Source organism: Cupriavidus sp. USMAA2-4, from assembly GCF_001854305.1.
Taxonomy (GTDB): domain Bacteria; phylum Pseudomonadota; class Gammaproteobacteria; order Burkholderiales; family Burkholderiaceae; genus Cupriavidus; species Cupriavidus malaysiensis.
Genome location: NZ_CP017748.1, coordinates 715431 through 729737, shown reverse-complemented (window position 1 = coordinate 729737; position 14307 = coordinate 715431). Strand labels below are relative to the sequence as shown.

Genomic DNA, 14307 nt, shown 5'->3' with positions numbered 1-14307 from the left:
GCGGCGCTCAGGCCAGCATGGCGGCCAGTCCCCAGGCCAGCAGCGCCAGCCAGACCAGCACATAGAGCCATTGCGCGCGCATCATCCTGCGCAGCGCGCCGGGCTCAGCCATGGCCTCGAGCAGGCGTGGTGCCAGCGGCACCATGCCCGCCATCGTCAGCAGCGCCATGAACAGGCAGACCGCCAGGATCTGCACGATCGACAGGCCGGAAGCCAGCAGGGCGTACAGCACCAGCGCCGCGAGTACATAGGCCAGCGCGGCCAGGAGCGCCGGGCGGGCATAGAGCCGGCGCATGGCGTGCAGCCATCCCTGCGGCGCCAGCAGGACCGCGCACAGCTTCAGCACGGCCAGGGCGATCAGCACCGCCGCCAGCAGCCGGGTCAGCGGTTCAGGCATGGCAGCTCTCCGGAAGCGGACAGGCTTCCAGCATGCGCCTTGCCGTGGCCGCCCGCAAGCGCGGCCGCCGGCACCGGTTCAGGCCAGCGCTTCCCGCCCGATCAGCTCGCGTTTGCGCTCCACGCCCCAGCGGTAGCCGGACAGCGCACCATCGCTGCGCACCACGCGGTGGCAGGGGATCGCCACCGCCAGGTGGTTGGCGGCGCAGGCCTGGGCCACCGCCCGCACCGCCTTGGGCGCGCCGATGCGGGCGGCGATCTCAGCGTAGCTGGCCGTGGTGCCGGGCGGGATCTCGCGCAGCGCCTGCCACACACGCAGCTGGAAGGCGGTGCCGCGCAGGTCCAGCGGCAGGTCCAGGCCGATCGACGGCGCCTCGATGAAGCCGACCACGCGCGCCACCAATTGTTCGAAACCTGAATCGCCGCCGATCAGCTCGGCCTTGGGGAACTGGTCCTGCAATTCGCGCGCGAGGGCGTCCGGGTCGTCGCCGAGCAGGATGGCGCAGACGCCGCGCTGGCTCTGCGCCACCAGGATGGCCCCGAGCGAGCACTGCCCGATGGCGAAGCGGATCGCCATGTCGGCGCCGCCCGCGCGCCAGCGGCTGGCGGTCATCCCCAGCATGCCGTCCGAGGCCGCATAGAAACGGCTGTTGGACTGGAAGCCGGCGTCGTAGATGGCCTCGGTGACCGTGGCCGCCTGTCCCAGCCGCTGGCGCAGGCGCCGCGCGCGATGCGCGTCGGCAAAGGCCTTGGGCGTCAGCCCGGTGAGCGACTTGAAGATGCGATGGAAGTGATAGAGGCTGAGGCCGGCCTGCGCAGCCAGGGTCTCCAGCGTTGGCGGCGTGTCGGCCGCCTCGATGCGGCGGCAGGCGGCGGCGACGATGGCCGCATGCCGCGCACCGGTTTCGGCGGCATCGTCCTCGGCGCGCTTGCTGGCGCGGTAGCCGGCCGCCTCGGCCTCGGCGGCCGTGGCGAAGAACTCGACGTTCTCCGGCCGCGGCAGCCGCGAGGGGCTGCTCGGGCGGCAGTAGATGCCGGTGGTGCGCACCGCATAGACGAACTCGCCGTCGGCAGCCGGGTCGCGCGCCAATACCTTGGCCCAGCGAGGATCCTCGGCGACGCTGTGGCGGGCCTGGGTGCCGGCCACGCCGGCGGCGCGCTTGGCAGCCTGCTTTGTCCTCATGCCTGTGCTCACGATCGCGTTCATCCTCTTCATCCTTGGCAAGCAGTGGTCTCGGGTTCGACTGTATAGGGCGCGCGCGGCGATGCCGCACTCCGGCGCTTGCGCTCGAATTCGCGCACCGGCCAGCCAATTCCGGTCTATTCAGCATCATGGAAGATGATGCCCAGGGTAAAGCGCTGGCCTGAGCGCAGCCGGCTCACGCCGTGGCGCAGGTTGACGCGGTAGACGCCGCGGCCGCCTGTCACCGGGCGCTGGCTGACGGCGAAGACGACGGCATCGCCTTGGGTGAGCGGCACCACCTCGGCACGCGACTGCATGCGCGGGCGCTGCTCCGTCAGCACGAACTCACCACCGGTGAAGTCCGTGTCAGGTGCCGACAACAGGATGGCGACCTGCAGCGGAAAAACATGCTCGCCATAGAGGTCCTGGTGCAGGCAATTGTAGTCGCCGGGGCCATAGCGCAGCAGCAGCGGTGTCGGCCGCAGCTGGCCCGCGCCATGGCAGCGGGCGAGGAACTCCGCGTGAGCGGCGGGGTAGCGCGGTGCCAGTCCCATGGCCGCGTTCCAACGGTTGGCGGTCGGCGCCAGCCGGGCGTAGAGCGCGCTGCGCAGGGCGGCGAGCGGGGCGGGCAAGGGGTAGGCGAAGTACTGGTATTCGCCGCGTCCGAAGCCGTGGCGGGCCATCACCACGCGGCTGCGGAAGGGCCCTTCCTGCGCGTACAGCGCGGCCAGGGCGCGGCATGCCGGTGGCGCCAGCACGGCGGGCAGGACGGCATGGCCGTGCAGGTCGAGCTCGACGCCCACCTGTTGCCAGTCGAACGCCTGCAGGCGGGCGAGGGCGGCGGCCGCGGTGTCGGCGGGTGCGGCTTGAGGCACGGCGGTGGCCGGCGTGGACTGCCAGGCAGGCATCCTGGTCTCCTGTTCGATGTTCCGGCTTCCATGCTAGACGGGCATGCGCCGAGCGCGCACTCCGTCGCTTGCGGTCGAATTTGCCGGCTGCTCGCCGTGGCTGACTGCGCTGACTGTACAGCCGCTCCCGCCACGCGCCGGCGCGATGCGTACAATGCGGGGTTTCCGTTTCCCGCAGAGGTAGTCCGCATGGCAATGAAAAAGACCGATCTTGAGAAGAACAAGGCACTCAAGCTCACCAACAAGATGAAGCAGGCGACGGCCGACCGCTTCGGCAAGACCGCGGACGCCCCGGTCGATCGCCGCGAGCAGCGTAAGCTGGACCAGGCCAAGGGCCTGGTGCCGTTCGCCTGCAAGCTGGACAAGGACCTGGTGGTCCGCCTGAATGCCCTGGCGGCGGACCATGCCGAAGGGATGACCGGCCTGCTGACCGAAGTGATCCAGCGCGGGCTCGGCGACGCCGCGGCCTGATCGCGGCTACCCGGATACAGCGGCCCGGACGCGGGCCCGGGCCCCGGCGTGATGTGAGCTGGCGCGCCGAGTGCGCTGGCCGGCAATTGCCGGCCACCTATACTGCTAGCAACTCCCGCTCCGCGTGACGCCCACGACCGGAACCATGATGAAGCTGCGCGCAGGCCCGGCCGCCGAGCTGGGGGCCAATCTCTTGCTCCCCTGGCTCGCCTACCGGCTCGCCTTGCCGCATTGGGGCATGGCGGGGGCCCTGTACGCATCGGCCGTGCCGCCGGTGGCCTGGAGCGCCATGGAGTTCGCGCGCACGCGCCGCGTCGATGCCGTCAGCGCGGTGGTACTGCTCGGCATCGGCCTGTCGCTGGCAGCGATGATGCTGGGCGGCAGCCCGCGCCTGCTGCTGCTGCGCGAATCGCTGGTCTCGGGCGTGGTCGGCATCGTCTTCCTGCTGTCGCTGGGCTGCCGGCGTACGCTGGTTTTCTATCTGGCGCGGGCCACGTTCGCGCGCGAAAGCGCGGATGGCCACGTGCGTTTCGAATCGCTGTGGCAGGAGCGCGCCAGCCTGCGGGTGGCCCTGAGACAGATCACCCTGGTGTGGGGCCTCGGCCTGACCGGCGAGAACCTGCTGCGTGCCTGGCTGGCCTGGCATTGGCCCATCGAACGCTACCTGGTGCTGTCGCCGTTGATCGGCTACGCGCTGTACGGCGGGCTGATCGCCTGGACCTTGTGGTGCCGCGAACGCATGCGGCGGCGCGGCGAGATCGTCGTGGCCGCCGGCACGCCGTCGATTCGCTGACGGCGTGCCGCGTCCGGCGGCCGGCTTCAGGGCAGGCCGACGGCCGGCTCGGCTTGTGCGATGCTGCCGCGCTGGCGCCAGGGAGGCGTTGCGCCGAGCGGCACCGCTGCCGGCTGTGCGAGCCCCGCGTTCAGCTCCAGCGCCTGGCGCTCGAACAGGCGCCGATAGAGGCCGTGCTCGCGCCGGATCAGCTCGTCATGGCTGCCTTCCTCGGCGATGCGGCCCTTGTCCATCACCAGCAGACGGTCCAGCGCGCGCACCGTCGACAGCCGGTGCGCCACCACCAGCGTGGTGCGGCCCACCATCAGCCGTTCCATGGCCTGCTGGATCAGCACCTCGCTTTCGCTGTCCAGGCTGGAAGTGGCCTCGTCCAGGATCAGCACGGGCGCGTCGGCGAGAAAGGCGCGTGCCAGAGCCACGCGCTGGCGCTCGCCGCCGGACAGCTTGACGCCGCGCTCGCCCACCAGTGTGTCATACCCCTTGGGCAGGGCCTGGATGAACTCGTGCGCGTTGGCCAGGCGCGCCGCGCGCTCGATCTCGGCGCGGCTGGCACCGGGGCGGGCGTAGGCGATGTTCTCCGCCAGCGTGCGGTGGAACAGCACCGGCTCCTGCTGCACGATGGCGATCTGCGCGCGCAGCGAGGCCTGCTCGACCAGCGCGATGTCCTGGCCATCGATGGTGATGCGCCCGCCGTCGATGTCGTAGAGCCGCTGGATCAGCTTGACGAAGGTGGTCTTGCCCGAGCCGGAGTGGCCCACCAGGCCGATCCGTTCACCCGGGGCGATGCGCACCGAGAGCCCGGCGTAGAGCGGCTTCTCCAGCGCGCCGTAGCGGAAGGTCACCTGCTCGAAGCGGATCTCGCCGTCGCGGATGCGGATGGGGCCGGCGCCGCGGCGGTCTTCCACGCCGAGCGGCTGCGCTTCCAGCGCGACCAGTTCTTCCATGTCGTTGACGGAGCGCTGCAGGTTGCGGATATGCATGCCGACGTCGCGCAGGTAGCCCTGCAGCATGAAGAACATGGTCAGGGCGAAGGTGATGTCGCCCACGCTGGCCTGCCCGCGTGCCCACAGCCACAATGCGGCGCCGAGGATGGCGGCCTGCATGGCCACCAGCATGGTGCCCTGCACGCCGCCGTTGATGGTGCCGCGCACCCAGGTGCGGCGCGTGCGCTGGCGCCATTTGGCGATCACGCGCGCCAGCCTGGCTTCTTCGCGCGTTTCGGCGCCGAAGGCCTTGACCACCGCGTTGCAGCCGACCGCATCGGCCAGGGCGCCGCCCATGCGGGTGTCCCAGGCATTGCCGAGGCGCGCCGCCGGCGCGACGAAGCCGAGCGACAGCGCGACCGTGACAGCGATATAGAGCACGGAGCCCAGCCCGACCACCGCGCCCATCATCGGCCAGCGGATGCCGAGCAGCACCGTGGCGCCGACCAGCATGGTGAGCGAGGGCAGCAGGGCGATCAGCAGGGTGTCGTTGAGCAGATCGAGCGCCCACATGCCGCGCGTGATCTTGCGCACGGTGGAACCCGCGAAGCTGTTGGCATGCCAGTCGGTGGAGAAGCGCTGCACGCGCTGGAAGGCATTGGCGGCGATCTGGCTCATCATGCGCAGCGTCAGCACGATGATGTTCTGGAACACCGCCTGGCGCAGCAGCGTGCCGGCCACGCCGAGCGACACCAGCAGCGTGAAGGCGCCCAGCGCTGCCGGCCGGGCGGTGCCGGTGCCGGCGGCCAGCGCGTCGATCAGGCGCCCGGCGTAGAGCGGTGTCAGCACGTCGGCGCAGGCCGACAGCAGCGCCAGCAGCGCGATCAGCAGGATGCGCCAGGGCTGGCGGGCCCAATGGCGGAAGGTGAAGCGCAGGACGTCCTGGAAGGCCTGTCCCCGCAGGTCGAGTTTCTTGCGAGCCATTTGTGGTAGCCAGGCACGCGCGGCGCCTGGATCGTCGGACTAGGATGGAACGGAGACGGCCCGGCATGCCGCTGGGGCGGCGAGGGAAGGGCGGTCTGGAGCGGAGCGGTGCCGGCGGGCGGCGCCGCGTGGCCGGCGGCCTAGTGGCGCCGTGGGGTCACGCCTGGAAAGGCGCTGCACATGATGTCTGCCATCGGACGCCTCCCTGGGTGAGTGAAGTGTGGGTCGGAACGCAAGACGCGCGACCATGCGCGCGTCTGGTGAATCGATTCTACCGCCGTGCCCGGCGCGCTGCAAGCTGGTGCATGGACACGGCCCGGTGCATCCTCCGGCCGTTGCCGCGGGGCGCTACACTGGCCGCCCCTGTCCCTTCCTTCCAGGCCGCTATGTCCGCCATGTCCGCCATGATCGCCGGTACCGCCGGCTACCAAGACGAGTCCGAGGTGCTCGCGCAGCGTTTCGAGAGCGTCGCGTTCGAAGCGGTGCATCGCGAGGTGCTGCCGCTCTTTCCCGATCGCCCTTGCCGGGTCCTGGACATCGGTGCCGGTTCCGGACGCGACGCCGCCGCGCTGGCCGGGCGCGGGCATCGCGTGGTGGCGGTCGAGCCGACCGCCGGCCTGCGCGAGGAAGGCCGGCGCCGCCATGGCGCGCAGCCGATCGAGTGGGTCGACGACCATCTGCCGGCGCTCGCGCAGGTGCGCGCCGGCGGCACGCGTTTCGACCTGATCCTGTGCATCGCCGTGTGGATGCATCTCGACGGCGCCGAGCGCCCGCAGGCGATGGCGGCGGTGTCGGCGCTGCTGGCGCCCGGCGGGCTGCTGGTGCTGACACTGCGGCACGGACCGGTGCCGGCGGGGCGCCGCATGTTCCAGGTCGACGCCGACGAGACGGTCGCGCTGGCGGCGGCCAACGGCCTGGCGCTGCGCCATCGCGGCGCGCGCGCGAGCCTGTTCCACGACAGCGTGCGGTGGAGCGTGCTGGCGTTCTCGCCGCAGCCTGCCGGCGCCATCTAGTCCCGCGCGCGGTTAGCCGTCAGTGCGGGCGCGGGCAGTATCGGCTGGCCCCGCATCACCTTGCGGCGAGGGGCCGGCCTCGCACTGCAGGTCGACCAGCAGTTCCAGGCGGGTGAGCTGCGCCCAGGTGTCGCGCTTGAAGGCCCGATGGTAGTCGTCGATGGCGGCGGTGGACGCCTGTGCGGCCTGGCGGGCCTGCGCTTCGGAGGCGGCGCGCATGTAGTAGACGAGAAAATCGCCATCCGCGCTGGAGTCCAGGAAGACGGATTCGATCGAGACGCCCTCGGCCGCGAGCGTGCGCAGCGCTTCGGCACGGTGCTCGCGCAAATGGGCGGCCCATTCGCGTACGCGCGGCAGCGAGCCGGGTTTGAGCCGGATGCGGGCGCACATCGGCAGCATTGGCGTGGACATGGCGGGTGCGGGGCCGATCTCTGCGCAGCTCAGCCGGGCAGGCCGTGCAGCAACAGCACGATGGCATCGGCGCCGGCTTTGCGGTCCTTGGCGATCTCCTGGTACTCGGGTGACTCGGAGAAGCGGCGCGCGGCGGCCTCATCGGGAAACGACATCATGACCACCTTGTCGCGCTCCCATTCGCCTTCCAGGCGCAGCGGATGTTCGTCGGCCACCAGCAGGCGCCCGTCGAAGCGGCGGAACACTTCCATGAAGCGCGCCTGGTAGCGGTCGTAGGCAGCGCGCTGGGTGAACGTTAGCTGGGCAAGCAGATAGACGGGCATGTGGACTCCGGGTCGCGGCACGTGGGGAGGCAGGCGCATGGGGAGGCCGGCGCCGGCTCGCAGCGATGCATGCGGGGTGCCGACGATGGTACTACGGAGTGCAGCCGGCTGCCCGTGGTCCGGTATTCCGCATCGCCGAAGGCGTTCTTTCCCGATCTCGAACGGAAAACGGGCCGGAACGGATGGGCATTGCGTTGCCCGCACCGCTTTGTCAGTTTTAAAATGCAACTAATGGCGCCGCGGCAGCCAGGCGCTGCTGCAACGACGACGAGTGAGAGGGAGGCAAGAGCAACGATGGTCAAACGGACCAGCCACAAGGAAGCAGGCTGCCCGGTGGCGCGGCCGCTGGATGCGATCGGCGACTGGTGGTCGCTGCTGATCATCCGCGACGCCTTCGAGGGCCTGCGCCGTTTCGGCGAGTTCCAGCGCAGCCTGGGACTGGCCCGCAACATCCTGTCGGCGCGCCTGCGCAACCTGGTGGAGCACGGCATCCTGGCCACCGCGCCGGCATCCGATGGCAGCGCCTATCACGAGTACCAGCTGACCGAGAAGGGGCGCGGCCTGTTCCCGGTGCTGGTGGCGCTGCGCCAGTGGGGCGAGGACTATTGCTTCGGCGCGGACCGGCCCGCGGTGCGCCTGCTCGACCGCGAGCACGCGCAGCCGGTACGGCACCTGGAATTGCGCGCGCAGGACGGGCGCCTGCTCGGGCCGGACGATACCGTGGTGGTGAAAGACGTGCCGGCCTGACGCGGCCGGGCGTTCCGGGGCCATCCGGCCCGCCGCTTTCAGCTCCGGCGCGCCAGCGGGCTGCGCAGGTAGACCAGCAGGGCCAGCGCGACCAGGATGCCGGCGCACAGGAAGATCGACGAGTAGATCCTGGCCACCGGCCAGTTGTCGTGGTGGCCGAAATCGGCGATCAGGCCGAAGGTCCAGGACGCTACCGCGGAGCCGAGAAAGACGAAGGTATTGAGCAGGCCGAGCCCGCGCCCGCGCGCGGCGGGCGGGATCAGGCCCCGGCCTTGCGCCATCACCAGCGGATGCAGCATGCCGATGGTGGACAGCAGGGCCATCAGGCCGACTCCTGTCGCCACGCCGTGCGCCGGCCACAGCGTCAGCAGCGCCGCGCCCGCCAGCGACAGGCAGGACCAGCCGGCGATGGTGGTCTTGAGCGAACTGCGCCACACCAGCACCGGCAGCACGAAGGCGGTCAGGAAGCCGCCGAGGCTGACCAGCGTCAGGGCCATGCCGCGGTGGCCCGCGTTCAGCTCGAACACATCGGCGAGGTAGGGCCCGCCCCAGGCATTGCGGAAGGTCGTGCCTGCCGCCATCGCCACGCACATCGGGATCAGGGCCCACAGCGGGCGCAGGGCCAGCAGGCGCACGCTGTGCAGCAGCATCTCGCCCAGCGGCGCATGGCGCGCCTCGGCGTGCCCTTCATCGTGGACGAAGCGCCAGACGCCGATACAGGCGGTCACCATGCCCAGCGCGGCGCAGGACATGGCCGCGCGCCAGCCGAACAGCTCCGCCGCCCAGCCGAGCGGCGCGGTCGCGCATAGCGCGCCGATCATGCCGGTGGCATTGGAGCGGCTGACGACCTTGGTGTACTGCGTTTCCGGCAACTGCTCGGAAGCGAAATGCAGCAGCCCCATGAACACCGGCGCGCAGGCCAGGCCCAGGCCCGCCTGCGCGAGCATGGCGGTGCCGCCATTCGGCGCGGCCGCGAACAGCACCGCGGACACGGCGCCCACGGCCAGCAGGCCGGCGGTCGGCCGGCCGACGCCATAGCGGTCGAAGGCGATGCCGATGGGGATCTGCGCCGCGGCGAAGGCCAGGAAGAAGCAGGAGGACAGCGTGCCGAAGCCGGCCGGCGACAGGCCGAAGTCGTGCTGCAGCTCGGGCGCCATCACCGCCAGGCAGCTACGGTAGAACTGGCTGAGCGAGAAGGCGAAGGTCAGCAGGGCGATGCCGCGCGCGGCGCGCGGATCGTGCGCACGGTCAGCGGCCACGGCGGTCTCCGGTGCGGCAGGTGGTGCCGGCGGACGCAGGGTCGCGGCGCCGGCCACGGTAGGCAGGGCAAGTCATCGTCACGATGGGGGATTCCGGCCCGCAGCGCCGCGCCCGGTTCGCGGGCGCGGGGATTGGCGGGGCCACGGGGAGGGGTGGCTCGATTCGTTGTTCAGTCAAGTAATCCGCCATTCTACGCGCCCTTGGCTGCGCTGGGCGGCTCTAGTGCTTCGCCATTGCCTTAGCGCAGCTTCCAGGCCGGGGAAGGCGGCCCTGGAGGTGCAGGCCAGCGCTCAGAACAGCGTGAGCTGGCGGCTGACCACCTTGTCGAAGCTGTCTCCGGCGAACGGCAGGATGGCGTCCGCCACCGGCTGCAGCTGCCGCGTCAGGTAGTGCTCGTAATCGATGGCGGCACGGCGCAGTTCGAGCGGCTCGGGGCCGGCCAGGGTCATCACATAGCTGATCCAGCCGCCGCCCTGGTACTGCGGCGGCCGCCCCAGGCGGCGGTGGTGCTCGTCGGCGAGGCGGGCGGCGCGCACGTGCGGCGGCACGTTGCGCTGGTAGTCGTCGAGCTGGCGGCGCAGCCGCTTGCGGTAGACGAGCTGGTCGTCGAACTCGCCGGCCAGCGTGCGCCGCACGTAGTCGCGCACGTAGTCGCGGTAAGGCTCGCGGCGGAAGATGCGCCGGTAGAGCTCCTGCTGGAAGGCCTGTGCCAGTGGCGACCAGTCGGTGCGCACGGTCTCCAGGCCTTTGAACACGAGCTCCTCGCTGCCGTCGGCGCGCTGCACCAGGCCAGCGTAACGCTTCTTGCTGCCCAGCTCGGCGCCGCGCACGGTCGGCATCAGGAAGCGCCGGTAATGGATCTCGAACTGCAGCTCGAGGGCGCTCTCGAGCCCGAAGGCCTGCGCCAGGTGCTCGCGCCACCATTGATTGACGTGGGCCACCAGCGCATGGCCGATGCGCGCCGCTTCTTCTTCGCCGTGCTCGCGCTTGAGCCAGACGAAGGTGGAATCCGTATCCCCGTAGATCACGGCGTAGCCTTGTGCCTCCACCAGGGCCCGCGTCTGCCGCATGATCTCGTGGCCGCGCATGGTGATGGAGGAAGCCAGGCGCGGATCGAAGAAGCGGCAGCCGGTGGAGCCGAGCACGCCGTAGAACGAGTTCATGATGATCTTCAGCGCCTGCGACAGGGGCTGGTTGCGCTCGCGCTTGGCCGCCTCGCGCCCCTGCCAGATGTGGGCGACGATGGCGGGCAGGCAATGCCTGTCGCGCGAGAAGCGCGCGCCGAGGAAGCCGGGGACGGTCGTTGCCGGCCCGGGCCCGCCCGTACCCGATGGTCCGCCGGTACCATGCGCTGCCGCCGCAGCGCCAGGCTCGCCGCCCTCGTTGGCCTCGCCCTCGCCGTTCCCGGCCGCGCCGGCTTCGTGCATGCCCTCGACCAGGCCCACCGGATCGATCAGGAAGGTACGGATGATGGAGGGGTACAGGCTCTTGTAGTCGAGCACCAGCACCGAGTCATACAGGCCGGGGCGCGAATCCATGACGAAGCCGCCGGGGCTGGCCGCGGCGGGCAGTTCGCCGAGGTTGGGGGCGACGTAGCCGAGCCGGTGCATGCGCGGCAGGTAGAGGTGGGTGAAGGCCGCCACCGAGCCCCCGCTGCGGTCCGCCGCGAGGCCGGTCATGGTGGCGCGCTCGAGCAGGAAGGTCAGCAGCTCCGTCTTGTCGAAGATGCGCGTGACCAGCTCGCAGTCCTTCAGGTTGTAGCGGGCCAGCGCCGGCTTGTCCTCGGCGAACATGCGGTCGATGGCATCCATGCGATCGTAGGGCGTGTCGATCGCCTTGCCCTCGCCGAGCAGCGCCTGCGCGACGAACTCCAGGCTGAACGAGGCGAAGTTCCAGGTGGCCGAGCGCAGCGCCTCGATGCCGTCGATCAGCAGGCGGCCGGCCGCGCTGGCGAACAGGTGCCCGTTGCCGAGGCGGTGCTCGCGCCATTCCAGCGTGCTGCCGTCGCGGCCGAGGCGCAGTGGCACGCGGTGGCGCTCGGCCTGGGCATGCAGCACGCGCAGGTCGAACTGGATCAGGTTCCAGCCGAGGATGGCATCGGGGTCGTGGCGCGCGAACCACTGGTTGAGCCGCGTCAGCATGGCGGCGCGGTCGGGGCAGTAGGCCAGGTCGAAGCCGCACTCGCCTTGCCCGCCTCGCTCACCGCCATCGGCCGCGTCGTCCCGCCCGGCGGCGGGCGCCGTATCGGCGGCCGCGTCAGCCGCGGGCGGCTCGCCGAGCATGAAGACCTGGCGCTGGCCGCAGCCGTGCAGGGCGATCGAGTACAGCTCGCCATCCATGCTGGTCTCGATATCGAGCGATACGCAGCGCAGGCGGGGGCGGTAGTCGGGGGCCGGCTTGAGCACCGCGTCGCGCAGCAGGGCGCCGCCGTCGGCGTCGCTACGGCTGCCGCTGAACCAGACCGGCGCGGTGATGAAGCGCTCCATCAGGTAGCGCTCGGGCGGACGGATATCCGCTTCGTAGACGTCGACCCCGTGCTCCCGCAGCAGCCTCTCCAGCCGCATCAGCTGGTTGTGCTGCGGGCAATAGAGCCCGTGCACCGGACGGCGGCGGAAGTCGCGCAGCGGCAGCGGGCGCAGTTCGGCCTGCGGCTCGCCGCGCAGCAAGGCGGCGGCGTGCTCGGCCTGCTCGGCGGGAATGAAGGCGACCGAGGGCTGCGGCGGCAGCCTGACCTGGCGCGGGCCCGCGTCGGTGGCCAGCCAGAATTCGACCGCCGTGCCGGTCGGCGTGTCATGCCAGTGCCGCGTGAGAATGAAGCCCGGTTGTGGGGAAAGCAAGACGCAGAAGGGGAAAGCGGATCCAGTGCGGATTCTAGCGCCTGCCGGCCCGGTGCGCCGCCCTGCAAGGTGGCGGGACGGGCCTGGTGCTGCGGGCTCCTGACAGCACGGTGTCAGGAGCCCGTGGTGCCCCGGCGCGCGCCGCGACGGTCGCGCGGCGGAGGGCGGGCGGCAGCCTCAGAACTTCTCGAACGGACCGAGGAAGCGCCACTGGCCGACCGGCAGGTCGCCCAGCACGATGCGGCCCATGCGCACGCGCTTCAGGCCCACCACTTCGAGGCCGACCTGCTCGCACATGCGGCGGATCTGGCGCTTGCGGCCTTCGCGCAGCACGAAGCGCAGCTGCTCTTCGTTCTGCCAGCTGACCTTGGCGGGCTTGAGCTCGACGCCGTCGAGCGAGAGGCCGTGGCGCAGCTTGTCGAGGCTTTCGGCCGGAAAGACATCGGCCACGTTGCGCTCGACGCGACCCTGCGGCGCATGCCAGACCACCCGCACCAGGTACTCCTTCTCGATGGTGGAGTCCTCGCCGATCAGCTGGCGCGCGACGCGGCCGTCCTGGGTCAGGACCAGCAGGCCGGTCGAGTCGATGTCGAGGCGTCCGGCGGGCGCCAGGTTCTTGCGCTGCCACGGGGCGAAGCGCTTGCGGGTCGGATCGTCCTGCCAGTGGTTCTCTTCGGCGAACAGCACGGCCGCCGGCTCGTAGCCGTCCTCGGCCTGGCCGGACACATAACCGACCGGCTTGTGCAGCAGTACCGTCACGCGCTCGCCCTGCTCGGAGCGGGCGGCCTGCAGGATCTCGATCTCGGCGTCGGGGCGCACGCGGGAGCCCAGTTCGGTGATGGCTTCGCCGTCGACCAGCACCCAGCCGCGGGGGATCCACTCGTCGGCCTCGCGGCGCGAGCACAATCCCAGCTCCGACATGCGCTTGGACAGGCGCACCAGCCCGTCCGCGGCAGCGGGTTCGGGCGCTTCCTGCCGCTCGGCCGGCAGCGCGCGCGCGGGCTTGGTGCGGTCGGCGGTGTCGCTGAAGCGGCGGGCGCGCACGTCGCCGGCAGCATCGCGCGGACGCGCTGGCGCATCGCCGGCGCGTCGGGCACCCGGAGCCGGGCGGCGCCACTCACCCTGCGGTCGTGCGCTGCCATCGTCGTCGAAGCGGCGCGGCCGCGGTCCGCGCGCATCGCCCGCACCGCGTGCGTCGCGATTGTCATCGCCACGACGGGCACCCGGGGCCGGGCGGCGCCATTCGCCCTGCGGGCGGGCGTTGCCGTCGTCATCGCCGAAGCGGCGCGGGCGGGGGCCGCGTGCATCGCCGGCACCGCGCGTGTCGCGGTTGTCGTCGCCACGGCGAGCGCCCGGGGCCGGGCGGCGCCACTCACCCTGCGGGCGGGCGTTGCCGTCGTCGTCGCCGAAGCGGCGCGGCCGCGGGCCGCGTGCATCGCCGGCACCGCGCGGGTCGCGGTTGTCGTCGCCACGGCGGGCACCCGGGGCCGGGCGGCGCCACTCGCCCTGCGGGCGGGCGTTGCCGTCGTCGTCGCCGAAGCGGCGCGGGCGCGGGCCGCGCGCATCGCCGGCACCGCGCGCGTCGCGGCTATCGTCGCCACGGCGGGCGCCCGGGGCCGGGCGGCGCCATTCGCCCTGCGGGCGGGCACCGGCATCGTCGTCGCCGAAGCGCCGTGGCCGCGCCTGGCGCTCGCCATCGCCGAAGCGGCGTCCGTCGCCGCCGGCGCGGCCGCGCGCGGGGTCATCGCTGAAGCGGCGCGGGCGTGCATCGCCCTCGCGCCTCGGTTGCGCATCGTCGAAGCGGCGGGGCCGCTCGCCGCCGGCCTTGGCCGCGGCATCGGCGGGCTTGCGCGGCTTGGCCGCATCCTGGGCGGCGCGGGCGCGCTTGATGCCCTCGGCCACGTCGCGCACGCGCTGGCGGTTCAGGTCCGAGATACGCACGGGACGGGTGGCGCCGGCCTTGCGGGGCGCGGCCTGGGCACTGTCGGTGCGGGTGGGTTTCAGGCCCAGCGTCTTGCGCTTGGGCGATTGGTCATCGGTCATGGAGTCGGTGCTGCG

General features: G+C 71.6%; 13 protein-coding genes. 4 read left to right on the top strand and 9 right to left on the bottom strand.

The features are described 5' to 3' along the window. Positions 1-7: 7 nt before the first annotated feature. The 3 genes from BKK79_RS03170 to BKK79_RS03160 all read right to left on the bottom strand — a co-directional run bounded on the left by BKK79_RS03170 (position 8) and on the right by BKK79_RS03160 (position 2487). A complete protein-coding gene (locus BKK79_RS03170) occupies positions 8-397 on the bottom strand; it encodes a hypothetical protein (protein WP_071037088.1) in 390 nt (129 codons plus the stop codon). Positions 398-475: 78 nt separating this feature from the next. Next, on the bottom strand, positions 476-1603 hold the full coding sequence (ada, locus tag BKK79_RS03165; protein ID WP_232346264.1) for a bifunctional DNA-binding transcriptional regulator/O6-methylguanine-DNA methyltransferase Ada: 1128 nt from the start codon (positions 1601-1603) through the stop codon (positions 476-478). 113 nt (positions 1604-1716) lie between these two features. After that, positions 1717-2487: a 2OG-Fe(II) oxygenase gene (locus BKK79_RS03160; RefSeq protein WP_084084468.1), complete on the bottom strand. Its 771-nt coding sequence runs from the start codon at positions 2485-2487 to the stop codon at positions 1717-1719. A gap of 189 nt (positions 2488-2676) precedes the next feature. Between BKK79_RS03160 and BKK79_RS03155 the strand changes: the two genes are divergently transcribed. Then, positions 2677-2958 carry a hypothetical protein gene (locus BKK79_RS03155; protein ID WP_071037087.1) on the top strand — a complete coding sequence of 94 codons (282 nt, stop codon included), beginning with the start codon at positions 2677-2679 and terminating at the stop codon, positions 2956-2958. A gap of 148 nt (positions 2959-3106) precedes the next feature. Next, positions 3107-3751, top strand: coding sequence for a VC0807 family protein (locus tag BKK79_RS03150; RefSeq protein ID WP_071012429.1), 645 nt, complete (start codon positions 3107-3109; stop codon positions 3749-3751). A 26-nt stretch (positions 3752-3777) separates the two neighbouring features. Here BKK79_RS03150 and BKK79_RS03145 read toward each other — a convergent pair whose 3' ends face one another. Then, on the bottom strand, positions 3778-5658 hold the full coding sequence (locus tag BKK79_RS03145) for an ABC transporter ATP-binding protein (RefSeq protein ID WP_071037086.1): 1881 nt from the start codon (positions 5656-5658) through the stop codon (positions 3778-3780). A gap of 395 nt (positions 5659-6053) precedes the next feature. Here BKK79_RS03145 and BKK79_RS03140 point away from each other — a divergent pair, with 395 nt between their 5' ends. Next, positions 6054-6671 (top strand): class I SAM-dependent methyltransferase, encoded by a 618-nt coding sequence (locus BKK79_RS03140; RefSeq protein ID WP_071038408.1) that lies wholly within the window; start codon positions 6054-6056, stop codon positions 6669-6671. Between the two features lie 12 nt (positions 6672-6683). On the opposite strand, the gene BKK79_RS03135 is transcribed toward BKK79_RS03140, so the two are convergent. Both BKK79_RS03135 and BKK79_RS03130 read right to left on the bottom strand, forming a co-directional pair. Continuing rightward, positions 6684-7082, bottom strand: coding sequence for a DUF6176 family protein (locus tag BKK79_RS03135; protein WP_198173309.1), 399 nt, complete (start codon positions 7080-7082; stop codon positions 6684-6686). Positions 7083-7111: 29 nt separating this feature from the next. Further along, on the bottom strand, positions 7112-7405 hold the full coding sequence (locus tag BKK79_RS03130) for a DUF1330 domain-containing protein (protein WP_071037084.1): 294 nt from the start codon (positions 7403-7405) through the stop codon (positions 7112-7114). A gap of 294 nt (positions 7406-7699) precedes the next feature. Between BKK79_RS03130 and BKK79_RS03125 the strand changes: the two genes are divergently transcribed. Continuing rightward, a complete protein-coding gene (locus BKK79_RS03125) occupies positions 7700-8152 on the top strand; it encodes a winged helix-turn-helix transcriptional regulator (RefSeq protein ID WP_071037083.1) in 453 nt (150 codons plus the stop codon). A 38-nt stretch (positions 8153-8190) separates the two neighbouring features. Here BKK79_RS03125 and BKK79_RS03120 read toward each other — a convergent pair whose 3' ends face one another. The 3 genes from BKK79_RS03120 to BKK79_RS03105 form a co-directional block, all read right to left on the bottom strand. Beyond that, entirely contained in the window at positions 8191-9411 is a 1221-nt protein-coding gene (locus BKK79_RS03120) for an MFS transporter (protein ID WP_071012437.1), read from the bottom strand. Between the two features lie 291 nt (positions 9412-9702). Continuing rightward, positions 9703-12249 carry a DNA polymerase II gene (locus BKK79_RS38780; protein WP_084084466.1) on the bottom strand — a complete coding sequence of 849 codons (2547 nt, stop codon included), beginning with the start codon at positions 12247-12249 and terminating at the stop codon, positions 9703-9705. A 177-nt stretch (positions 12250-12426) separates the two neighbouring features. Then, complete coding sequence (locus tag BKK79_RS03105) at positions 12427-14292, bottom strand: pseudouridine synthase (RefSeq protein ID WP_071037082.1); 1866 nt, start codon at positions 14290-14292, stop codon at positions 12427-12429. Between the last annotated feature and the right edge of the window lie 15 nt (positions 14293-14307).